This window comes from Tildeniella sp. (genome assembly GCF_059505325.1).
This window is the reverse complement of the sequence record NZ_JCACKI010000053.1, coordinates 240,038-259,197: the sequence shown is the minus strand read 5'-3', so window position 1 is coordinate 259,197 and position 19,160 is coordinate 240,038. Positions and strand designations below refer to the sequence as shown.

At 53.1% G+C, this 19,160-nt stretch carries 18 protein-coding genes; 8 read left to right on the top strand and 10 right to left on the bottom strand.

Annotation, left to right across the window (positions count from 1 at the left end; genetic code table 11):
* The first annotated feature begins 171 nt into the window (after positions 1–171).
* The 4 genes from AC5JO6_RS19615 (at position 172) to AC5JO6_RS19600 (ending at position 4,305) form a co-directional block, all read left to right on the top strand.
* Positions 172–1,155: an RNA polymerase sigma factor, RpoD/SigA family gene (locus AC5JO6_RS19615; protein ID WP_496082734.1), complete on the top strand. Its 984-nt coding sequence runs from the start codon at positions 172–174 to the stop codon at positions 1,153–1,155.
* Between the two features lie 272 nt (positions 1,156–1,427).
* Entirely contained in the window at positions 1,428–2,336 is a 909-nt protein-coding gene (locus AC5JO6_RS19610) for an AAA family ATPase (RefSeq protein WP_496082733.1), read from the top strand.
* A 270-nt stretch (positions 2,337–2,606) separates the two neighbouring features.
* A complete protein-coding gene (locus AC5JO6_RS19605; protein WP_496082732.1) occupies positions 2,607–3,821 on the top strand; it encodes a hypothetical protein in 1,215 nt (404 codons plus the stop codon).
* Between the two features lie 91 nt (positions 3,822–3,912).
* Positions 3,913–4,305, top strand: a complete 393-nt coding sequence (locus tag AC5JO6_RS19600) for a hypothetical protein (protein WP_496082731.1) — start codon at positions 3,913–3,915, stop codon at positions 4,303–4,305.
* A gap of 87 nt (positions 4,306–4,392) precedes the next feature.
* Here the strand turns inward: AC5JO6_RS19600 and AC5JO6_RS19595 are convergent, their stop codons facing one another.
* The 4 genes from AC5JO6_RS19595 to AC5JO6_RS19580 all read right to left on the bottom strand — a co-directional run bounded on the left by AC5JO6_RS19595 (position 4,393) and on the right by AC5JO6_RS19580 (position 9,047).
* The gene (locus tag AC5JO6_RS19595) at positions 4,393–5,121 is read right to left on the bottom strand and encodes an anti-sigma factor (protein WP_496082730.1); all 729 of its coding nucleotides are present in this window, start codon (positions 5,119–5,121) and stop codon (positions 4,393–4,395) included.
* Positions 5,118–5,675: a sigma-70 family RNA polymerase sigma factor gene (locus AC5JO6_RS19590; protein ID WP_496082729.1), complete on the bottom strand. Its 558-nt coding sequence runs from the start codon at positions 5,673–5,675 to the stop codon at positions 5,118–5,120. Before AC5JO6_RS19590 ends, AC5JO6_RS19595 begins: the two co-directional genes overlap by 4 nt.
* Entirely contained in the window at positions 5,644–5,964 is a 321-nt protein-coding gene (locus AC5JO6_RS19585; protein WP_496082728.1) for a hypothetical protein, read from the bottom strand. Before AC5JO6_RS19585 ends, AC5JO6_RS19590 begins: the two co-directional genes overlap by 32 nt.
* Before the next feature lie 164 nt (positions 5,965–6,128).
* Complete coding sequence (locus AC5JO6_RS19580; RefSeq protein WP_496082727.1) at positions 6,129–9,047, bottom strand: DUF4394 domain-containing protein; 2,919 nt, start codon at positions 9,045–9,047, stop codon at positions 6,129–6,131.
* 405 nt (positions 9,048–9,452) lie between these two features.
* On the opposite strand from AC5JO6_RS19580, the gene cobU reads away from it, so the two are divergent.
* Both cobU and AC5JO6_RS19570 read left to right on the top strand, forming a co-directional pair.
* Positions 9,453–10,016, top strand: coding sequence for a bifunctional adenosylcobinamide kinase/adenosylcobinamide-phosphate guanylyltransferase (cobU, locus tag AC5JO6_RS19575; RefSeq protein WP_496082726.1), 564 nt, complete (start codon positions 9,453–9,455; stop codon positions 10,014–10,016).
* A gap of 287 nt (positions 10,017–10,303) precedes the next feature.
* Positions 10,304–10,729 (top strand): hypothetical protein, encoded by a 426-nt coding sequence (locus AC5JO6_RS19570; RefSeq protein WP_496082725.1) that lies wholly within the window; start codon positions 10,304–10,306, stop codon positions 10,727–10,729.
* A gap of 63 nt (positions 10,730–10,792) precedes the next feature.
* On the opposite strand, the gene AC5JO6_RS19565 is transcribed toward AC5JO6_RS19570, so the two are convergent.
* A complete protein-coding gene (locus AC5JO6_RS19565; protein WP_496082724.1) occupies positions 10,793–11,746 on the bottom strand; it encodes a ribonuclease Z in 954 nt (317 codons plus the stop codon).
* 346 nt (positions 11,747–12,092) lie between these two features.
* Here AC5JO6_RS19565 and AC5JO6_RS19560 point away from each other — a divergent pair, with 346 nt between their 5' ends.
* Both AC5JO6_RS19560 and AC5JO6_RS19555 read left to right on the top strand, forming a co-directional pair.
* Positions 12,093–13,310 carry a SpoIID/LytB domain-containing protein gene (locus AC5JO6_RS19560; protein WP_496082723.1) on the top strand — a complete coding sequence of 406 codons (1,218 nt, stop codon included), beginning with the start codon at positions 12,093–12,095 and terminating at the stop codon, positions 13,308–13,310.
* Between the two features lie 77 nt (positions 13,311–13,387).
* On the top strand, positions 13,388–13,663 hold the full coding sequence (locus AC5JO6_RS19555; protein ID WP_496082722.1) for a hypothetical protein: 276 nt from the start codon (positions 13,388–13,390) through the stop codon (positions 13,661–13,663).
* 5 nt (positions 13,664–13,668) lie between these two features.
* Here the strand turns inward: AC5JO6_RS19555 and AC5JO6_RS19550 are convergent, their stop codons facing one another.
* The 5 genes from AC5JO6_RS19550 to dnaK form a co-directional block, all read right to left on the bottom strand.
* Positions 13,669–14,100 (bottom strand): peptide chain release factor 1, encoded by a 432-nt coding sequence (locus tag AC5JO6_RS19550; RefSeq protein ID WP_496082721.1) that lies wholly within the window; start codon positions 14,098–14,100, stop codon positions 13,669–13,671.
* Positions 14,101–14,375: 275 nt separating this feature from the next.
* Positions 14,376–15,641, bottom strand: coding sequence for a small ribosomal subunit biogenesis GTPase RsgA (rsgA, locus tag AC5JO6_RS19545; protein WP_496082720.1), 1,266 nt, complete (start codon positions 15,639–15,641; stop codon positions 14,376–14,378).
* 55 nt (positions 15,642–15,696) lie between these two features.
* Positions 15,697–15,966: a sulfurtransferase TusA family protein gene (locus AC5JO6_RS19540; protein ID WP_496082719.1), complete on the bottom strand. Its 270-nt coding sequence runs from the start codon at positions 15,964–15,966 to the stop codon at positions 15,697–15,699.
* Positions 15,963–17,099 carry a molecular chaperone DnaJ gene (dnaJ, locus tag AC5JO6_RS19535; RefSeq protein WP_496082718.1) on the bottom strand — a complete coding sequence of 379 codons (1,137 nt, stop codon included), beginning with the start codon at positions 17,097–17,099 and terminating at the stop codon, positions 15,963–15,965. Before dnaJ ends, AC5JO6_RS19540 begins: the two co-directional genes overlap by 4 nt.
* Positions 17,100–17,220: 121 nt before the next feature.
* On the bottom strand, positions 17,221–19,155 hold the full coding sequence (gene dnaK / locus AC5JO6_RS19530) for a molecular chaperone DnaK (protein WP_496082717.1): 1,935 nt from the start codon (positions 19,153–19,155) through the stop codon (positions 17,221–17,223).
* Positions 19,156–19,160: the final 5 nt, after the last annotated feature.

Sequence of the window (19,160 nt, the reverse complement as noted above, 5' to 3'; positions counted from 1 at the left end):
AACGTCTAAAGCCAAGAGGCTGCATGGTCAGGGGCGCGACTCTATGCCTGAGAGAGTCGTCCTGGTGCAAGACTCTTGTCTCTACCGTTGTCCTAGCTAACTTTGCTTAGGGCGCTAGTTTCGCTTCAGTCATAGTTCCCTGTCCTTTTGTCTACGGAGTTGTACGCATCCATGGCTACTGCCAACACCAAATCTAAAACGACGAAGCCCACTTTTACGGCAGATATGGTTCGTACCTACCTGCACGAAATTGGTCGTGTACCGATGCTGACACATGAACAAGAAATTATCTATGGCAAGCAGGTACAGCAGATGATGGCACTGCATGACCAAAAAGAGGCGCTGGCACAGACGCTTGACCATGAACCGAGCGCGAAAGAACTAGCCGACCACGCTGGTATGAGTGAAGAAGTGCTCAAAGAGGTGATGCAGCGCGGTCAGCGAGCGAAGCAAAAAATGATCGAGGCGAACCTGCGCTTGGTCGTGTCGATCGCTAAAAAATACCAGAAGCGCAATCTGGAGTTCCTGGATCTTATTCAAGAAGGCACGATGGGTCTAGAGCGAGGCGTTGAGAAGTTTGATCCCATGCGCGGCTACAAGTTCTCGACGTATGCGTACTGGTGGATTCGACAGGCAATCACACGAGCGATCGCGCAACAGGCACGTACTATTCGCTTGCCCATCCACATCACCGAAAAGCTCAACAAGATCAAGAAAGTGCAGCGCGAACTAGCACAGCAATTTGGTCGCAGTGCTACGGCGGCTGAGATTGGCGTTGCTCTGGAGCTAGAACCCGCTCAAATTCGGGAGTATCTGACGATCGCGCGTCAGCCTGTTTCTCTAGATCTGCGCGTGGGTGATAACCAAGACACCGAATTGCAAGACCTGCTAGAAGATGACGGTCCTTCGCCTGAAACTTACATGGCGCAAGAATCACTGCGTCAGGATTTAGAGACGCTCATGGCTGACCTGACATCACAGCAACGCCAGGTGATTGCCCTTCGCTATGGCTTGGAAGACGGCAACGAGCTGTCTCTCGCTAAAGTCGGCGAACGGCTTAGCCTCAGCCGCGAACGGGTGCGTCAACTGGAGCGACAAGCGCTCGACCATCTGCGTCGCCGCAAGGCAAATGTGCGCGAGTATCTCGCCAGTTAGCCAGTGTTCTAAGGTCACGAACGTAGGGATAAGCAGTTTTATACGGCTTATCCTTATTTTTTGGCGATCGCTTCCCCCAAGCGCCATTAGTAATCAGGCTCGTCTTGCGATCGCAGTTGATCCAAAACGTGAATAGATCTTTACCAGGTGCATAAGTCTTATGATTGCTGAAAGCCAACCCGGTGATGGGCAAATGTAGCGAACGGTCGCTTAACACCATTCACTGGGCACACTAAGACCGTTCTGCCTGTACTCTTGGAATCTGCACTAGCATGAGAGAACGCATTCAAACACTGACGGCAAATCTAGGACACGCGATCGTGGGTAAGCATGACGCGATCCAGCTAGTGCTAGTCGCGTTAATTTCAGGGGGACATACCCTCCTGGAAGATGTGCCGGGTGTTGGCAAAACCCTACTGGCGAAAGCCTTAGCGCGATCGATCGACGGGAAATTTCAGCGCATTCAATGCACGCCAGATCTGTTGCCCAGCGATGTCACAGGCACAAACATCTGGAACCCCAGCCACGGCACTTTTGAGTTTTTGCCCGGTCCCGTGTTTGCCAATATTTTGCTGGCTGACGAAATCAACCGCGCCACGCCACGTACTCAGGCGGCACTGCTAGAAGTGATGGAAGAACACCAGGTCACGGTAGATGGTGTTTCACGCCAGGTGCCGCAGCCGTTTTTTGTGATTGCGACTCAGAACCCTGTGGAATACCAGGGCACTTTTCCGCTACCGGAAGCGCAAATGGATCGCTTCATGCTATCGCTCTCGTTGGGCTATCCAACGGAAGCGGAAGAACTACAAATGCTACAACGCCTGCAAACCAGAGTGAGCGCTGATGCATTGCAGCCCTGTTTATCGATCGCTGACATCCAGGCGCTGCAAAAACTGTGTGCCAATGTCAAGGTCGAACAATCGCTACAGCAATACATGCTCAATTTAGTGCGGGCAACGCGGCATGATGAGGATGTGACGTTAGGTGTCAGTCCCAGAGGCACCGTGGCGCTACACCGAGCAGTCCAGGCGCTGGCGTTTTTAGACGATCGTGATTATGCCATCCCTGACGATGTGAAGTTTCTCGCACCGCATGTATTGGCTCATCGCATGATCCCCACAGGTGGACGGAAAGCACGGGCGATCGTCGATCGGCTACTGAACGACATTCCTATTCCTTAAACGATTCCCTAGACACTGGAGATCCTCCAAAGACTGTTGCACGTTTTCTCAGAAACCCGATTTCTGAGCGCAACCGACAGATTTCATCCCTCATACTGGTAGAGAAAGCGGGTTTCTGGCTGGGCTAGGTTCATCGCACATTCCTTGTGCCGCAAAAATTGTTGCCACTAATCATCCTTCTGTAGTACCATTGTACTATTGTCGATAAAAGTACCTCTTGGTTGCACCTGCTAAGAGACTTTTTGCTGGATTAGCTGGTTATCCCCAACCATGGACGAACTTCAAACACGTTTTAGGAAAATGCGATCGTTACAAACCGATCGGAACCTTGCCGAGCAGCCCTATCCAGAGTTTGAATACGCTGATGATGGGCAACGACAGGGCGAGGCAAATGTAGTAGAAATGCCCAATCGTCAAGGACAAGAAAGCGCGTCTGACCCGTTACCAACGCAGCGCTCCACAGCCAAGCGGAAGCAAGGTGCTGCCAAGCAGAAGCCTGCAACGGCAAGCCAGAAAGCCTTTCCGTTCCGGCAGATGCGCGATGGGCACCAGCAGCCCTACATTGATGAGTTAAAACGGCTGGAAGCTCAGGCAGAACGGATTAACCAACTGCTGGCTGAGCGCAAGCGGAAAAAGGCACAAACTGAGCCATCGATCGATCCAACCAGCGGTGATGCCTCAGCAGCGAAAAAGAAAACCGCAAAGGGTAGCAAGCAACCGTCACGATCGCCCCAACGAGAGGTTTTGCCGATGCCAGCACAGGATGACGATACCGCAGCCTTAGAAGCACAGGCAGAACGGATCAAGCAGTTGCTGGCAGAACTAGAGACAGCCATTGTCCTGGGAGAAGCGACACCACACGATAACGCAACAACGCCCAGCATGAGTGCCGATCGATCGCAGCCGTTGGATCAATCTACCTCTGAAACGTTCTCCCCGTCTGCCTCTAGTGCCGAAGCCTTTGCGGCTGACACTTATCGCTATGGAGCAAACACGCGATCGTCGGTAAGCCAGCAACCACCAGGGGTGAACCAGAAAGCACAGCAGGAAGCAACTGAAACTGCCCAGGCACTCCGCTATCTGGCGAGTCGTGATGTCGGTCGAGAACACCTGCAACCCACGATCGCAGCCTCGACTCATCATGAACCGCGCCGAGCAATACGATCGCGCACCTCCCAGCCGAGTCTCTCACCTATACGGCGGTACGGTTTACAGCTACGGCAGTTGCTTCAAATGCCACAGAAACCGTTTGATAAGGTTGGCGATGCTGTGCTGTGGATTGTGCTTGCAGCAGCAATACGAGTGGGAGCAAGGTTTTTGCTGGCAATGGTGCCAGCGCTCTCCCCCTTTTTTGCGCTGCTGATGTTTGCACCTGCTGCTCTTGCTGTTTACCTGGCAGTGTTTGTGCCGAGAGCAGGGTTTGTTTCGATCTATCGGCTGTTTCTCGTCATGCTGGGATTGCTATTAGGGGGAAGACTTGGTTAGTAACCACCTGCCCTCGCACCGCGATCGTGATGGCGACAGAGTACTACGCCGTTGTCCTTGCTCAGACCCGATCGATGTATAAGGAGAATAGATGGAATACCCGAAGCCTGAACCACTGATTTCAAAACAATTATTGGCTGGTGGCGCTGTACTGCTGGCGGTTGGGCTTTTGCTAGATTTGCACAGCTTGCCGTCTTTTTTGAGCAAAAAGAATTCGGGCGAACCGTGCCAGGAAGTTGTGCAGTCTCAGTCAAAGTTGTCCAAGCAGCAGCTAGCGCGGTTGCTGACCGTACCAGAGGGGGGCAAAAAGCAGCGAGTACAGGAAATTCTCAAAGACCCGTACTGCAAGCTCGCCGATCTTCAAGTTCGCGCTGGGGCAACGGCTCAACGGGAAGCCTACCTGCTAGAGTTTGAACCGCAGACGTTTCTCGTCATTCTTTATGAAGGCGAACAGTATGCTGGCTATCGATTCAATCTTCACTAGGGCTTAATTGGTCCTTCTGCGGCTAGCTTTAAGCGTGTCAGTTCTACGTCTGTGTGCAGCTTCTGCCTTGGATACTGCTCTATTTGCTTACTGCACCGCTGCAATGCGCCCGATAAAGAGAATTTTGCCGGTGGGACGATCGAGCGGTGAACCGTTCGCTGGTTCTAGCGTCACTTCAAAGAGTTGCCCTGCTTCCAGACCAGGGAGTCGATCGGCAGGAATTTGCACCGTCCGATCGCTGGGCACTAGCCCCAGAGAGGTTGGTTTTTTGGCTGTTTCTTGTTTCGTCCAAAGCTGGAGTGAGCGATCGGGCGCAACGACGGGTTTGGCGAGGGGAATGACTTGCAGCTTGCCTGAGCGATCGCCCTGTACAATCCAGCCCGGGCTTTTGTCATCGGGCGACTGTAGCACGACGGCATAGGTGGGCGCTTGGTTGGCAGACCTGGAGAAGGCTGTCACGGCAAGGATGATGGAGGCAGCAGCGCCGATCGCAGTCGTCAAGCGCCAAAAGTTGAGCGTTTCCCAAAAGGGCGGACGGCGTAGCGGTGCGACCTGTGCTGAAGCAGGCTCCGGTGCGGGAAGACGGCGTTCAATTTGGCTCCACAGTGACGGTGAAGGTGTGATGGGTTCTACCATTGCCGTCATACCTAGCAGTCGGTCTTCCCAGTAGTGAACGGCTGCTCGTAGTTCCTGGTTAGTTGCCATCAGGCGCTCGATCGCGGCAGTTTCTTCAGTTGTGAGTACGCCCAACACATACTCACCCGCTAAGCCCCATAGTTCGTTCTGGTCTTGCAAATCCCAATCCTGTACGGTCATTGCAAACACTCCCGCAGCGTCAGTAGCCCCCGCCGAATCCACGACTTTACGGTGCCTAGTGGCACCTCAAGCTGCGCTGCGATTTGTATGTGAGTGTACCCATCCATGTAAGCCAACAGGATACTTTGCCGTTTTGGTTGTTCTAATTGTTCAAGGCAGGTTTGCAACTCTTTGGTTTCTGCCAGCCGTGAGAGGTTGTCTAGCATATCTGCTGTGGCGGGCGATCGATTGACGATGAGCGTCTCATCCACAGCGATCTCGCGGGAGGCTTTCCGCAAAGCATCCAGTGCACGATACCGTACGATGCTAAAGATCCAACCACGTGCGGAACCACGACTGGGGTTAAACGTGGTTGCCTTTTGCCAGATTTGCAAAAAGGCATCTTGCAGCACCTCATCAGCAAGATCATGCCGTCGCACAATGCGTAGGGCAACGCCAAGCAATTGACTGGCTTCGCGTGCATAGATTTGCTGAAGCGCCGCCCGATCGCCCTGAGCACAGGCTAAAAGGGCAGACTCATAGTCAAAGGTAGGAGGCGAAGGTGATTGATCCATCAAACAGCTCGAACATCGACGGTAGAAAGCAGTGAGAAGTGAAGGGACGATCGCACTGCCAGACGATCGCACTGTCAGACAACCCTAAAACTATGGCATGGTTTAGCCACGCATTGGGCTGCATCGTACCATCTTGCTTCTGTTGCTTATCACATTGCTTTTGCGCTTTCTTAACATCCTTCTGCAATGCGTCACATTGCTGTTGTGGGGCATCACATTGCTTGACGATCGCGATCGATTGCTCGTGGATCACATCACATTGCTGATCGATTACACGAACGTTGGGCATGAATGTATAAAGCGATGACTTCTGCCAGATCCCCGACTTCTTTGTGCAGGCATAGTTGTGATTGGCTAAACCTGATTGAGAAGTCGGGGATCTACGGATGATCGGGTAAAGCGACTTTACTTTACCCGATCGTGTTGCTCAGTCGTTCAGAGTAACGATGGTCATTAAGCAGTCAGGAAACTGCTAGCAGACGGGGATGTGCCTCCTGCTGCCAGAGTGGCGAACCGTCCGCCAGAGCCAAAGCCAGCCGTTGTGCTGTCCTGGTTATAGAACAGGTCGCCTGTTGCTTCGTTGAACACAATACGTGCGATGCTGGCGGCTGCTAATGTGGCACCGTTGACCGCATCATTGATGACCGCGAAGTCATCGCCTGTAAGTGTACTGCCTGCTGGCGTTGTGAGCGCTGTAAACGTCTGCTTGCTCAGCACGATCGTGTCACTCTCGGTTGGTCTGAAGTCCACGATCGTGTCTACGCCCAGTGCCGCGCTGTCAAACGCGACTCCGGTATCGAAGGTAAAGCGATCGGCACCCAACCCACCGAAGAGACGGTCATTGCCAGCGCCGCCTCGTAGCAAGTCGTTGCCGCTGCAGCCGTAGATGGTGTCGTTGCCACCCTGACCATTGATCACATCATCGGAGTCGTCAAATCCAAAGACGGTGTTGTCGAGGTCATTGAGAAACGTCACTGTATTGCGGTTAAACAGATTGGTCATCACCGAATCAGCGTTAAAGACATCAAAGCTGTCCTGCCCTAATGCCTGCCCGTCAAACAGGATGTTGCTCAAGTTAACAGCGGCTCCAGTCGCTTGTTGCAGGTTATCTAGATTCTCTAGCGCAAAGTCTTTGAGCGTTACCTGTGTATTGGCAGCGCCTGCAAACGTCAAGTTCAAGTCAGCCCCGGTTTGCGTGAGCAGGAGATTTCTGGCAACTAACCCCGCACCCTGAAATTGCAACACGTCCGTTTCTGCCACCACTGCCGCAGAGGGATTGGTATTGCGACCAACACCACCGAAGTCGGTGATTGTATCAGTGCCATCGCCCAGACGAATGGCAAAGGTGTCTTGTCCGCCGCCGCCTGTGAGCGTATCGCTGCCTGCACCCGCCCGGAAGGTGTCATTGCCCAAACCGCCGTTGAGCGTGTCATTGCCGCTGGTGGTGGGATCGCTGACGGCTGCTGCTGCCAGACCGATCAGGTCAAAGGAGCCGTCGATCGCGCCAATGGTGGTAGCTTTGCCCGTCGTCAAGTCAATGCTGTACAGCGTCGAGTTCGACGAAGCAATGGCAACGTTTGTCCCGCTTTGGGGCGAGAAGATGTCAAAGCCGCCTGTCGCGTTAAAGTCAATGCCCAGGGAGCCGATCGTCTGGAGTCCGCCATCATTGGGTGGGTTTTGCAGCACCAGCACATCCAGGTTGGAGTCGATGCCAAAAAGTTGTGTGGTGCGCGTCGGCGGTGTCACGCCTGTAGGTGTGGGCAAGCCAGGAAAGGCATTAGTATACGCTGCCGCTGTGATATTGGGATTTACGCCAAAGTTAACATCGCCCACTACATACGCTAAGTTGCCGTCGGGTTGAACGCCCGGTGTTACGGCATCAAAGTCAGCCAGTGCGCCTGTATCGACGTTGATGCGGAAGTTTTGGTCGTTGCTGCCTACTAAACGGAGGCGATCGGCGGCAGGGTTAAAGTCAAACCCAGACTGCTGACCCGCATTAAAAGGGGTTGAGAGTGTGCTGACGAAAGTGGCTGCACCCGTAGCAAAGTCGATCGTGTAGACCTTGTTAGTGTCGGTGGCACCGTACAGCAAGCCATTGGCAGACCGCACGTCGATACCGATGAGATTGCCGTCGATGCCAGTGACAGCGATCGTAGTTGGTTGTCCGGCACCACTAAGGTCAAGCGAAACCAGGGTGTTGCTGTCCGTCAAGCCAAAGACACGCAAATCAGCATCGCTGTTGAGTACATCATTGCCGTCACCACCCAGAAGCGTATCGTTACCAGCACCGCCGTAGAGAGCATCGGTACCAGCGCCGCCAGCCAGACTATCGTTGCCGCTGCCGCTGTTGAGCAGGTCGTTGCCCGCCCCGCCTCTCAGCACGTCATCACCCGCTTCACCATTTAGCACGTCATCGCCGCTGGTACCTGGTGTTAGCGTCAGCGCGGCTAAACCAAGGATATCAAGGGAGCCATCGCCGATCGTGCCTGCAACGGTTGCTTTACCTGTTGCGAGATCAACGGTATACAGCGTCGAACCAGATGTGGCATATGAAGTATTCTGTCCGCTTTGGGGTGAGAAGATGTCGAAGCCGCCTGTGCGACCAAAATCAACACCCAGGGAACCGATCGTTTGGAGTCCACCATCGTTGGGCGGGTTTTGCAGCACCAGCACATCCAGATTGGAGTCGATGCCAAAAAGTTGTGTGGTGCGCGTTGGCGGTGTCACGCCTGTGGGTGTCGGTGCGCCAGGGAAGGCATTGATGTAAGCTGCTGCTGTAATGTTTGGGTCTGTGCCAGCGTTAACGTCGCTTGCTAAATAGGCTAAGTTGCCGTCGGGTTGCACGCCCGGTGTTACGGCATCAAAGTCAGCCAGCGCACCTGTATCGACATTGAGGCGGAAGTTTTGGTCGTTGCTGCCCACTAAACGCAGGCGATCGGCAGCGGGGTTAAAATCTACACCGGACTGTGCGCCACCGTTAAAAGGCGCTGAGAGGGTGCTGACAAAGGTAGCGGCTCCGGTTGTGAAGTCGATCGTATAAAGCTTGTTTGTATCTGTAATACCGTAGAGCAGCCCGTTGGCTGAACGCACATCAATGCCAATCAGGTTGCCATCAATGCCCGTCACACTGGTCGTCGTTGTTTGCTCCGGGCGGGTGGGGTCAAACGCAACCAGGGTATTCCCCTCTTTTGTTAATGCCACCAACCCCAGATCGCCATCGCCATCCAGCACATCATTGCCTGCACCGCCCAAAAGGGCATCGCTACTTGCGCCACCAAACAGGGCATCATTGCCATCACCACCCGCTAAGAGATCGCTGGCATCGGTGCCACGAAGAAGATCGCTATTGGGGGTGCCTAGGATACTTGCCACGTCAATTGCTCCTCTGGTTGTGTTTTGTTTACAGGTAGACTTTTATGAACTGCGGCTCATCATTTAGTAGGGTCATCACTGATCGAAACGGGTAGGCTGTCTGCTACGGCTGATCGATCGATCGCTTCATCAGACAGTTAGGTAGCGTCAGTCAACACCCACGGCAAAGCAGCGCTAACGTACAGAGCGTTGCAGAGTTGAATAGCGGCGATCGCTGCCCAACCTTGAGCGCCTGATACGCAGCGTGGAACGGGTAACGGTTCCTGACGTTGCTAGAGAACACTACTCACCACATGGCTGAATGGATGCACCAGGTAAAAAAGTTTGAACATCTTGGCTAAGACAGTCGATCGGAGGTGAGCAGGTTGAGAACTCAGTCAATCAGTAGATCAAGGAGTGACTGCAATGGCTTCTGACCATCAGCTCATACTGGTGACAGGTCCGGCGCGATCGGGTAAGAGTGAATGGGCTGAGGCATTGGCAGGGCGTTCTGGCAAACCTGTGTTTTATGTGGCAACCGCTCAGGTCGAGCCGAGCGATCGTGAATGGCAAACCCGCATTGAGCAACATTGCCAGCGTCGTCCTTCTACCTGGCAAACACTGACGGTTCCGATCGCGTTAGCAGAAACCATTCAAACCGCGCCGTCAGGCAGTTGTCTCTTAGTAGACTCCTTGGGCACCTGGCTAGCAAACCTTTTAGAGCAAGACGATACTGCCTGGAACAAAACGCTAGAGACCCTCTTAGAAACCTTGCATCATGTCACCAGCGACATCATTTTTGTGGCAGAAGAAACAGGCTGGGGCGTAGTGCCCGCCTATCCCGTTGGACGCTTGTTCCGCGATCGCCTCGGTACCCTCACACGGCACATTGGGGCGATCGCTCATCCCGTTTACCTCGTCACTGGCGGACATGTTCTCAATCTGAGCACACTAGGCGTACCGCTAAAAGACGCAGGCGTAGAGACCTAAAAGAGCGTCGAGTGCAAAGGTTTGCAGTCCGAGTGCTGCCTCCGCGTCTCTGCGTCTCTGCGGTTCCTCCGTGCTTATTTCCCTCCCACAGCAGCGAGAACTTAAGCATAGTTACAGATTTACGCCCACTGAAAGCCAACCTACAAGGACTAGCATGGAACGATCAGCCGCAATCCGTGTGCAAACTCCGCCTTTGGCAAGAGACCTGTTAACCACAGAAGCGCCATAAGGAGAGTAGATACTAATTCAATTATCGCAGGGCAGTTTTCGCCCTTTGTTTTAGCGCTATGGCATCTGAACAACACGTTAGAGAGTATCTCGCCTACTGGTTCCAGTTGGGCAAGCGTCTTGCCGTTCGCGGTGGTGAGGCTTTCTTGCAGCCTCGTCCGGTGATCCAGGGCGATCGCTACAGTCAGGAGTTTGAGGACTGCTGGCAGCAAGTGCGCTCAGCCGCAGCAGGCGATTGCTACCTGGAAGGCACGAATCAAACGATCGCGGAACTTCTAAGCCCTGCCTGGGAAGTCGATCCCTGCTCTCGCTGTGCCATGCCCGTGCCTGTGAAAATACAGGGTGTTGCAGATTTGGAGTGCCCCTGTATCGATTTACCAGGCTGGCCTAATACTGAGCTACCACAACCGCGATCGCCGATTAGCAGTCAGGCAGTGATGGAGAAAGTCCGCGATCGTCTCCGCAAAAGCGATCGTCAACCGTGAAGCGGGTGTTCTTAGACCGCACATAACGGTTCGAGAGTGTATGACTCGATCGCAACCATCCCTTTAAACAGCCGTTAATGCTGCCGCTTGCCTGCGAGGGATCTCGTAAGTCCAGAAATCTGAAGCCATCTCTGTTGCTGGGAAAATGGCACGAGCCTCTGCCAACAGATCTCTCAGTTCGATTTCATTGCCGGGTGCGTAACGCGGACTAAAATGCGTCATGATTAGCCGTTTCGCTTGCGCTGTTAACGCCACTTGCGCTGCCATCGTTGAGGTAGAATGCAGCCGTTGATACGCCATTTCAGCATCTTGGTGGGCAAAGGTGGCTTCGTGAATGAGCACATCGGCATCTTGAGCCAGTTCAACCGATGTATCGCAGTAAACCGTATCAGTGCAGTACGCCAGCTTGCGCCCAATTTCTGTTGGACCGCAAAGATCAGTCCCGTCGATTGGTCGTCCATCGGGCAGCGTGATGCTCTCACCGCGCTTCAGCTTGCCGTAGAGCGGACCCGACGGAATACCGAGTGACGCGGCTCGTTTGACATCAAAATGCCCAGGACGATCGCGCTCAGCAATCCGATAGCCATAAGCGGGCACACGATGCTTGAGCAAGCCACAGCTCACCGTGAACTCGCTGTCTTCATAAATCACGCCGGGACGCACCGTATGCACTTTGATGGGGTACGAGAAATGCGTTTGCGAGTAGCGCCGACAGGCTTTGAGGTATTCATCCAGGTCAGGCGGACCGTAGATATCGACGCGCTGCACATTGCCCGCCATCCCACAGCTTGCCAGCAAGCCCATCAACCCAAAGATGTGATCCCCGTGCATATGGGTGACAAAGATGCGGGTCAGTTGACTGCTTTTAATGTCACTGCGTAAAAGCTGATGCTGTGTACCTTCACCGCAGTCAAATAGCCAGAATTCAGCCCGCTGAGGCAAGCGCAATGCCACACCAGAAACATTCCGCGATCGCGTCGGCACACCAGAACTGGTTCCAAGAAATGTAATCTGCAAAACTTAGTCATCCAAACGGATTTCCTTCCTGAACCTATACTGACATAGGCGAAGGAAATAAGGGCTTGCCAGAGACAAGGGAGTCACAGATCGGCTTTAATCGATCTGCTTTAACAAATGTTACAAACGCTGAAAACACAAGATACAAAGGGCAAACGCTGTATCGCTTCCTTTACAACGGTACATCTGGCGTACGTTGGGAACATCTGCACCAGAATGGCTGACTCTATCTAAAGCAATTTGACTTATATTAAGCCTCGTTGACTTAATGCAATTTGAGTTGTGCATTACCCTTGCGCTAACGATCACCTTTAAGCGCTTAAACCTGTGAGGAGACTTCTAGAACATGTCATTGGAACGCTTCCCCCTTTCGCTGGCTCAACTGAGAGCACTGAAGCATTCAAACGGACGCAGTTGGTGGTTAGGCATTTTCATCTGGATAGCAGCCTTTTCTGTAATAGAAAGCGTTGTTGGTCGTCCTGCCGCAGCCGCGTTGGAACTGCGGGTAGCGATCGACGAAGGCGTGAGTCAGGTAGCCGTGGGTAGTTCAACAAAGGCGATCGTGCGTGATGGCAGCGGTCGTCCATTGGGTGAAATTGCACCGATGAATGCCTTCATTGCCCAACCAAAGCAGGGCAGCGTGAGCCTCGATCGCTGGCAGTCGGGGCAACTTTGGGTCGAACCAACGGATGGCGGTTATGTCTACATTGGCGATCGCTGGTATCGTGGACGCACACTCGTTGTCCCCAGCAAAAGTGGACTCACAGCAATCAATTACGTCGATCTAGAACAGTATCTTTACAGCGTTCTGGGTGGCGAAATGAACGGCAACTGGCCCCCAGAAGCCCTCAAAGCACAGGCAGTTGCTGCCCGTTCCTATGCGCTGTTTCATCGCCAGAAATCTCTGAATGGCATTTATGACGTGGTAGACACCACCGCCTCACAAGTCTACCGAGGCATACGGGATGAATCAACTGGCACTCAAGCAGCGGTTAACGCTACAGCCGAGCAAGTGCTAATTTCCAGTGGTCAAATCATTGAAGCTGCCTTTCATTCATCGGCTGGCGGTTGTACCGAAAATTCTGAGGATGTGTGGTCAAATCCAGTCCCTTATCTGCGATCGGTACAGGAAGGCTTTAACGAAGTTTCGCCCGTGGCTCAGTGGGGAGAAGCGTTCTCCCGCAGCGCCTTGAGCAAGCGCATCCCTGGAGTGGGGAACATCGTGTCTTTTCAGGTTGTCGACAAGACTCGATGCGGACGCATCAAGTCAATGCAAGTCGTGGGGGATAAAGGTCGCAAAACTGTCAGTGGTGAAGCCCTTCAGACAGCCCTGAATCTGAGAAGTACGCTTTTTAGCATTGTTCCTCAGCCTGTGCTAGAAGCAAGTAAAGAAAAAGCTCAGACTTCCCCCAGTACCTTTCAGGTGGTTGGGCGCGGATTTGGTCATGGACTAGGCTTGAGCCAGTGGGGTGCTTACAACTTGGCGCAGGTTGGCAATAACTATCAGCAAATTTTGCTGCACTACTACCAGAACACATCGCTGGCAAAGATTCAGGTCAAGTAAGGTAGTGTTTCAAAGCGATCGGTTGCTTCTGTCAAACCACTACATACAACGCTTCTCAACCTCAAGGTTTGTGGACTGTGGACGCTCAAGATCGCCCAGAATTAGAGTCAATTGTGCTACAAATCGGCGAAGCCATGCTGACGACGATCGAAACCGTCGATCGGCTATCGCAACGCGTGGACACATTGGCAGATCAGGTACAACAGCAGGGCTATCAGGTTTTTGCGCTCACTGATGCCGTACAAACGCTGATAGAGACGCAAAATGAATCGCTCAAACGGCTCGATCGTCTGACCGATGTTTTGGAACGGTTGGTTACTGCCGTTGATCCCTCAGACTCGTCACCGTCCTGAACACACTACCATCGACTGTAGGAGCGCCAGTACGGTCGCCCTTTCCAAAAGACACCCACTGTAATCAGTACTAGCTCAGTCATACTAAATCCAGGCGACCCAGAAATCAGCCACTGCTCCAGCAAGAGTACAAGCACAACGCACAGCACTAAACCCCACAAGCTGCCTGTGGTGATGCTGGAGCGATCGACACGCTCCAAAACATAAACGGCTAATGCGCCTAGTCCAACCGGAATGCCTAAGCTCAGCACCAGGGATGGCAATGGTGAGAGCAGCACTGTGAGAAGGCTCTCAAGCACAGGTGACTGATTACCATAGCGAACCGCAAGCCGCAGCAAAAGATCGATCGGCAACGCCAGCAGCAACACGGCAAAAAACGCTGCTTGAAACAGCGATCGCCAGGGCAAAAACTTCAGCCGAGCAAATGGTTTTCTCATAAAACGAACATCACTGAAACGCTCTCAGTCTGCGCTTGGGTGGATTAAATAACCTACAGCGGTCAATGCGACTTAATTTTCAAGTGCTAGTAACGCGATTCTAGCTTCACTTCAACCCAGGCGAACAGAGCCAATCAATCAGCACCCTTTATCCTTTAGACTTACGCAAAGATCCCCGACTTCTATAAGGGCGCAGGCTTTGATGGCTAAGTTTTCATCAGAAGTCGGGGATCTAAACCCACGTAAGTCCTAATCCTTTATCTTTCCTCCTCTCTTCAATCCCCATCCAGCGAAGCATCCTTCAAGTCATATCGCATGTTCTGTAGCGTTTGCTGCTGGACACGACGTGACGGACGACGATATTTTTTCGTTTCTAGCTTGGGTTCGTACTGTTCGCCATCTCGATCGCTCTTGCGCTTCATAGTTGACTCACTATCACCGAGCTTATTCAATGCGTCTTGGCGGGCGATCGCCGCTGCCAGAAAATGCAAATAATGCTCATAGCGCTCCCAGTCACCCCGCACTACGCAATTAGGCTCATCCCGGTGCAGGCAATCGCTGAACTGGCAACTCGCTACTGCCAGCCGCGATCGAGCTTCCGGGAAATAGGTTGCCAGATCCTCCGGCGCACAGTCCAAATCCGGTTGGTTGAACCCAGGCGTATCTGCCAGCAAACCGCCCGTTGGCAGCTCAAACAGCTCTACGTGTCGTGTTGTGTGTCGTCCACGCCCAAGCTTGCCAGAAACAGACGCAACCCTCAAATCAGAGCTGGGTATCAGCCGATTGATCAAGCTCGACTTGCCGACACCTGAAGGACCCGAAACGATCGTGACGCGGTGACGAAGCTGAGCATCCAGAGCAGTCAATCCGGTCGCCTGATGCACGCTAATTAAGATGGGTGCATAGCCCCACTGCTGCAAGCGATCGTACCAATGGTCGCGTTCATCAGCCGTCGCAAGGTCGCTCTTATTCAAGCAAAGACAAACCTGTAGCTCCGTCGTCTCCGCTTTAATTAAAAAATGACTCAGTTGATGCGGATCTAGAGTCGGCTCAACCATCGCAAACACTAGCAGCAATTGGTCTGCATTAGCAACAGGGGGACGATCCAACTCTGATTGACGTGGTAGAACCTGCGCGATTGCCCCCCGCCCACTGACCCAATCCGGTTCTACAACCTCAACACGATCGCCCACCATAACCCGCTGCCCAATTTTCTTCAGGCGCGATCGACGAGTACAGAGCAGCACTTGTAAGTTTGCAGCTTGCAGGTTACAGCTCTCAGTTCGCTCCACAGCAGCATCTTGGTCACCCGCTGACCGCTGACCGCTGACCGCTGACCGCTGACTGCTGACCGCTGACTGCTCACTGCTGACCGCTGACCGCTGACTGCTGACCGCTGACCGCTGACCAGAATCAAGCTTCACATGATAATAATTTGCCTGCACCGCCACAACCATGCCCCAAAGTGGCGCAGACGATGCAGACTTTCCAACCTCAGTCGTATTTTGAGTGTTGAGAGGGTCGTTCAAGTGAGAACTCATAGCTCAACACTCATGGCTCGTTTGGGAAAGTTTGCGTTGCGACAACGTGCCTTACTCAAGATTCACATTCCAGGACAGGTCGCCGAATCTTGATCGCAAAGAAGCCGGAGCGGTCTTCAATCTGCTCAATGCCGTAACCTTCCATCGTTAAACTATCAGGCACCTGCTCGATCGGTTCGCCGGGATCGAGCCAAACTTCTAAAAGGGCTCCAGGAGGCATCTGGTCAAGCTTGAGTTTGGTACGTACAAAGTTGATCGGGCAGGGCGTACCGCGCAAATCCAGTTGAGCATCAGGAGTTGCAGACAAGGATTGCGCTGAGTTCATGTACCAAACACCTTGCCAAAGAACCCTTCAATCCCACTCTTGCCAATGCGATCGCCCCGTAGTTTCGCCAATTTCTCCAGCAGCTCCCGCTCTTCTACCGAGATCTTTGTGGGAATGTCGATCGAAATCGTAATGAGATAATCGCCGCGACTCACCGGATTTCCCAGCTTTGGCACACCCTTACCTTCCAGCGTTAGAACCTTACCCGACTGCGTTCCTGGTGGAATCAACAGTTCCTGAGGTTCGTTATCAACGGTATTGACCTCCACGCGAGAGCCTAAAATCGCCTGCACATAGCTGATCTTGAGTTCCGAAAGAATATTAACCCCTTCGCGCTGAAATTCTGGGTCTTCATTGACGAAGAGATAAACATAAAGGTCGCCAGGAGGTCCACTACGTTGTCCCGCATCGCCTTCGTTGGAAACGCGTAAGCGAGTGCCATTATCCACCCCAGCCGGAACATTGATCTTCAGCTTCTTCGTTTCTTGACGCTGACCGTTACCGCTACACACCTCGCATTTTTCCTCTACAACTTGCCCACTACCAGCACAGGTTGGGCAAACAGAGACTTGTGTAAAACTGCCGAAAGGGGTACGAGTGGCACGGCGTACCTGTCCTGCACCGCTACAGGTAGAACAGGTGCGGGGGCGTGTACCAGGTTTTGCACCTGTGCCGCTACAAGTCGTGCAGGTTTCCAGGTGATTGATGCGAATCTCACGCTCACCTCCAAAAATAGCCTCACGAAACTCTAGCTTCAGGTCAAGACGCAAATCGTCGCCTCGCATGGGACCGCTACGTCGTCGTCCTGTTTGACCAGGAGCACCACCGCCAGAAAACCCACTGAAGAAACTCTCAAAAATATCGGCAAACCCGCCCATATCGCCAAAGTCCTGGAAGCCGCCTCCAGCCGCTGAGCCGACACCAGCTTCCCCAAATTGGTTGTAGCGGGCACGCATTTCGGGTTCTGAAAGCACTTCGTAGGCGCGATTGATCTCCTTGAAGCGCTCTTCGGCTCCGTCTTCTTTGTTCACGTCAGGATGATATCGACGTGCTAAACGCCGATACGCCTGTTTAATGTCCTCTTTGTCAGCGTCGCGCGACACGCCGAGGATTTCGTAATAGTCACGAGCCATAGAGTACTGCTGGGAGGGTAAAAGGATGTTTAGAGCTGGGGGCTGAGTTCTGGGTCTGGAGGTTTGGTTTCGGACGCTCACCCTCTACCGCGACTCTCTACCGACCACTCCTATACCTTAACTAATCTACAGCCTCGTAATCTGCTGTGACGGTAGCATCGTTTTCAAAGTTGTAGTCGTCGTCTGGATCAAGCGACCCATTTGATGGATGAAACTGTGTGGTTGCTTCATCGCTAGGCACTTCGTTGGCACGCTGGTAGACGGAGGCACCGATCGCCAGCAGCGTTTCTTGGAGCGTATCCAGGCGTTGTCTGAACGTTTCTGGCGCGATCGTCGGATCGGCGGCAGCAGCTTTCAACTCCGTCACTTTCTCCAACGCCTGCACCTTGAGGTCGTCCGCAATGAACTCATCGTTGTCTCGAAGAGTCGTCTCGTAGCTGTAGAACAAGCTGTCTGCCTGATTCTTCAACGCCACCAGCTTCTTGCGGCGCTCATCTTCCTCCGCGAAGACTTCTGCATCAAGGCGTATCCGTTCAATTTCACTGGGGCTAAGACCACCTGTATTAGTGGTTGAAACGCTTTGTTCGCGCCCCGTGCCCTTGTCACGGGCAGAGACTTTGAGAATGCCGTTTGCGTCGATGTCAAACGAGACTTCGATTTGCGGCACCCCACGAGGCGCAGGCGGAATGCCGTTGAGCTGGAACTTACCCAGACTCTTGTTATCCTTTGCCATGGCTCGTTCGCCTTGAAGGGCGTGGATTTCGACAGAGGTTTGACCATCCGTTGCCGTTGAAAAAACTTGAGTCTTACTGGTTGGAATGGTGGTGTTACGCTCGATAATTTTTGTGAAGACTTCACCTAGCGTTTCGATACCCAGCGAGAGCGGCGTTACGTCGAGCAGCAGCAAGTCTTTGACTTCACCACCCAGCACACCACCCTGAATTGCTGCACCCAATGCTACCGCTTCATCAGGGTTCACCGATCGATCGGGTGCCTTGTTGTTGAAGTACTTGCGAATCGCGTCTTGCACAGCAGGAATGCGAGTCGAGCCGCCGACTAAGAGGATGCGATCGATGTCGGTGATGGTCAAATCGGAATCTTTGAGTGCCTGTTCAGTCGGTTTAATGGTGCCTTCGACCAGATGGCTGACTAACTCTTCAAACGTTGAGCGGTTAAGCTCCATTTCCAGATGCTTGGGTCCGGTGTCATCCGCTGTAATGAACGGCAGATTAATCGAAGTTGTGAGCGTACCAGAAAGCTCGATCTTTGCTTTCTCAGCCGCTTCTCGCAACCGTTGGAGCGCCATTTTATCGATCGACAGATCGATGCCTTCCTGGTCTTTGAAGCTCGTAATCATCCAGCGCACAATGCAGTCGTCAAAGTCATCACCGCCTAAGTGGTTGTTGCCAGAGGTTGCTTTGACTTCAAACACTCCATCGCCCATCTGAAGAATGGAGACATCAAAGGTACCGCCGCCGAGGTCAAACACCAGAATGCACTGGTCTTGATCCTGCTTTTCCATGCCATAGGCAAGTGCCGCTGCGGTAGGCTCGTTGATAATCCGTAGTACTTCCAGTCCAGCGATTGTGCCTGCATCTTTGGTTGCCTGTCTTTGGGCATCGCTAAAGTAAGCAGGCACGGTGATAACGGCTTGCTGTACAGGTTCACCCAGGTAATTTTCGGCATCCTGCTTAAGCTTTTGCAGCACCATTGCTGACACTTCTTGGGGCGTGAAGTTGCGTCCGCGAATCTGCACATCGACAGTATCGTCTTTGCCTTTGACGCAGACATAGGGAACCCGCGATCGCTCCATTTCGGTATCGTCCCAACGACGACCAATGAAGCGTTTAATGCTGAAGACGGTGTTTTCGGCGTTGGTGACTGCTTGCCGCTTCGCTAATTGCCCCACAAGACGATCGCCGACTTTGCCAAAGCCAACCATGCTTGGAGTCGTGCGTCCACCCTCCGAGTTGGAGATGACGATCGGTTGACCACCCTCTAGGACAGCAACGCAGCTATTTGTCGTGCCCAGGTCGATACCAATGACTTTTCCCATAGCAA

Coding starts and splice junctions, on each gene's coding strand:
- AC5JO6_RS19615 (WP_496082734.1), top strand. CDS start 172: ATGGCTACTGCCAACACCAAATCTAAAACGACGAAGCCCACTTTTACG.
- AC5JO6_RS19610 (WP_496082733.1), top strand. CDS start 1,428: ATGAGAGAACGCATTCAAACACTGACGGCAAATCTAGGACACGCGATC.
- AC5JO6_RS19605 (WP_496082732.1), top strand. CDS start 2,607: ATGGACGAACTTCAAACACGTTTTAGGAAAATGCGATCGTTACAAACC.
- AC5JO6_RS19600 (WP_496082731.1), top strand. CDS start 3,913: ATGGAATACCCGAAGCCTGAACCACTGATTTCAAAACAATTATTGGCT.
- AC5JO6_RS19595 (WP_496082730.1), bottom strand. CDS start 5,121: ATGACCGTACAGGATTGGGATTTGCAAGACCAGAACGAACTATGGGGC.
- AC5JO6_RS19590 (WP_496082729.1), bottom strand. CDS start 5,675: ATGGATCAATCACCTTCGCCTCCTACCTTTGACTATGAGTCTGCCCTT.
- AC5JO6_RS19585 (WP_496082728.1), bottom strand. CDS start 5,964: ATGCCCAACGTTCGTGTAATCGATCAGCAATGTGATGTGATCCACGAG.
- cobU (WP_496082726.1), top strand. CDS start 9,453: ATGGCTTCTGACCATCAGCTCATACTGGTGACAGGTCCGGCGCGATCG.
- AC5JO6_RS19570 (WP_496082725.1), top strand. CDS start 10,304: ATGGCATCTGAACAACACGTTAGAGAGTATCTCGCCTACTGGTTCCAG.
- AC5JO6_RS19560 (WP_496082723.1), top strand. CDS start 12,093: ATGTCATTGGAACGCTTCCCCCTTTCGCTGGCTCAACTGAGAGCACTG.
- AC5JO6_RS19550 (WP_496082721.1), bottom strand. CDS start 14,100: ATGAGAAAACCATTTGCTCGGCTGAAGTTTTTGCCCTGGCGATCGCTG.
- rsgA (WP_496082720.1), bottom strand. CDS start 15,641: ATGAGTTCTCACTTGAACGACCCTCTCAACACTCAAAATACGACTGAG.
- AC5JO6_RS19540 (WP_496082719.1), bottom strand. CDS start 15,966: ATGAACTCAGCGCAATCCTTGTCTGCAACTCCTGATGCTCAACTGGAT.
- dnaJ (WP_496082718.1), bottom strand. CDS start 17,099: ATGGCTCGTGACTATTACGAAATCCTCGGCGTGTCGCGCGACGCTGAC.
- dnaK (WP_496082717.1), bottom strand. CDS start 19,155: ATGGGAAAAGTCATTGGTATCGACCTGGGCACGACAAATAGCTGCGTT.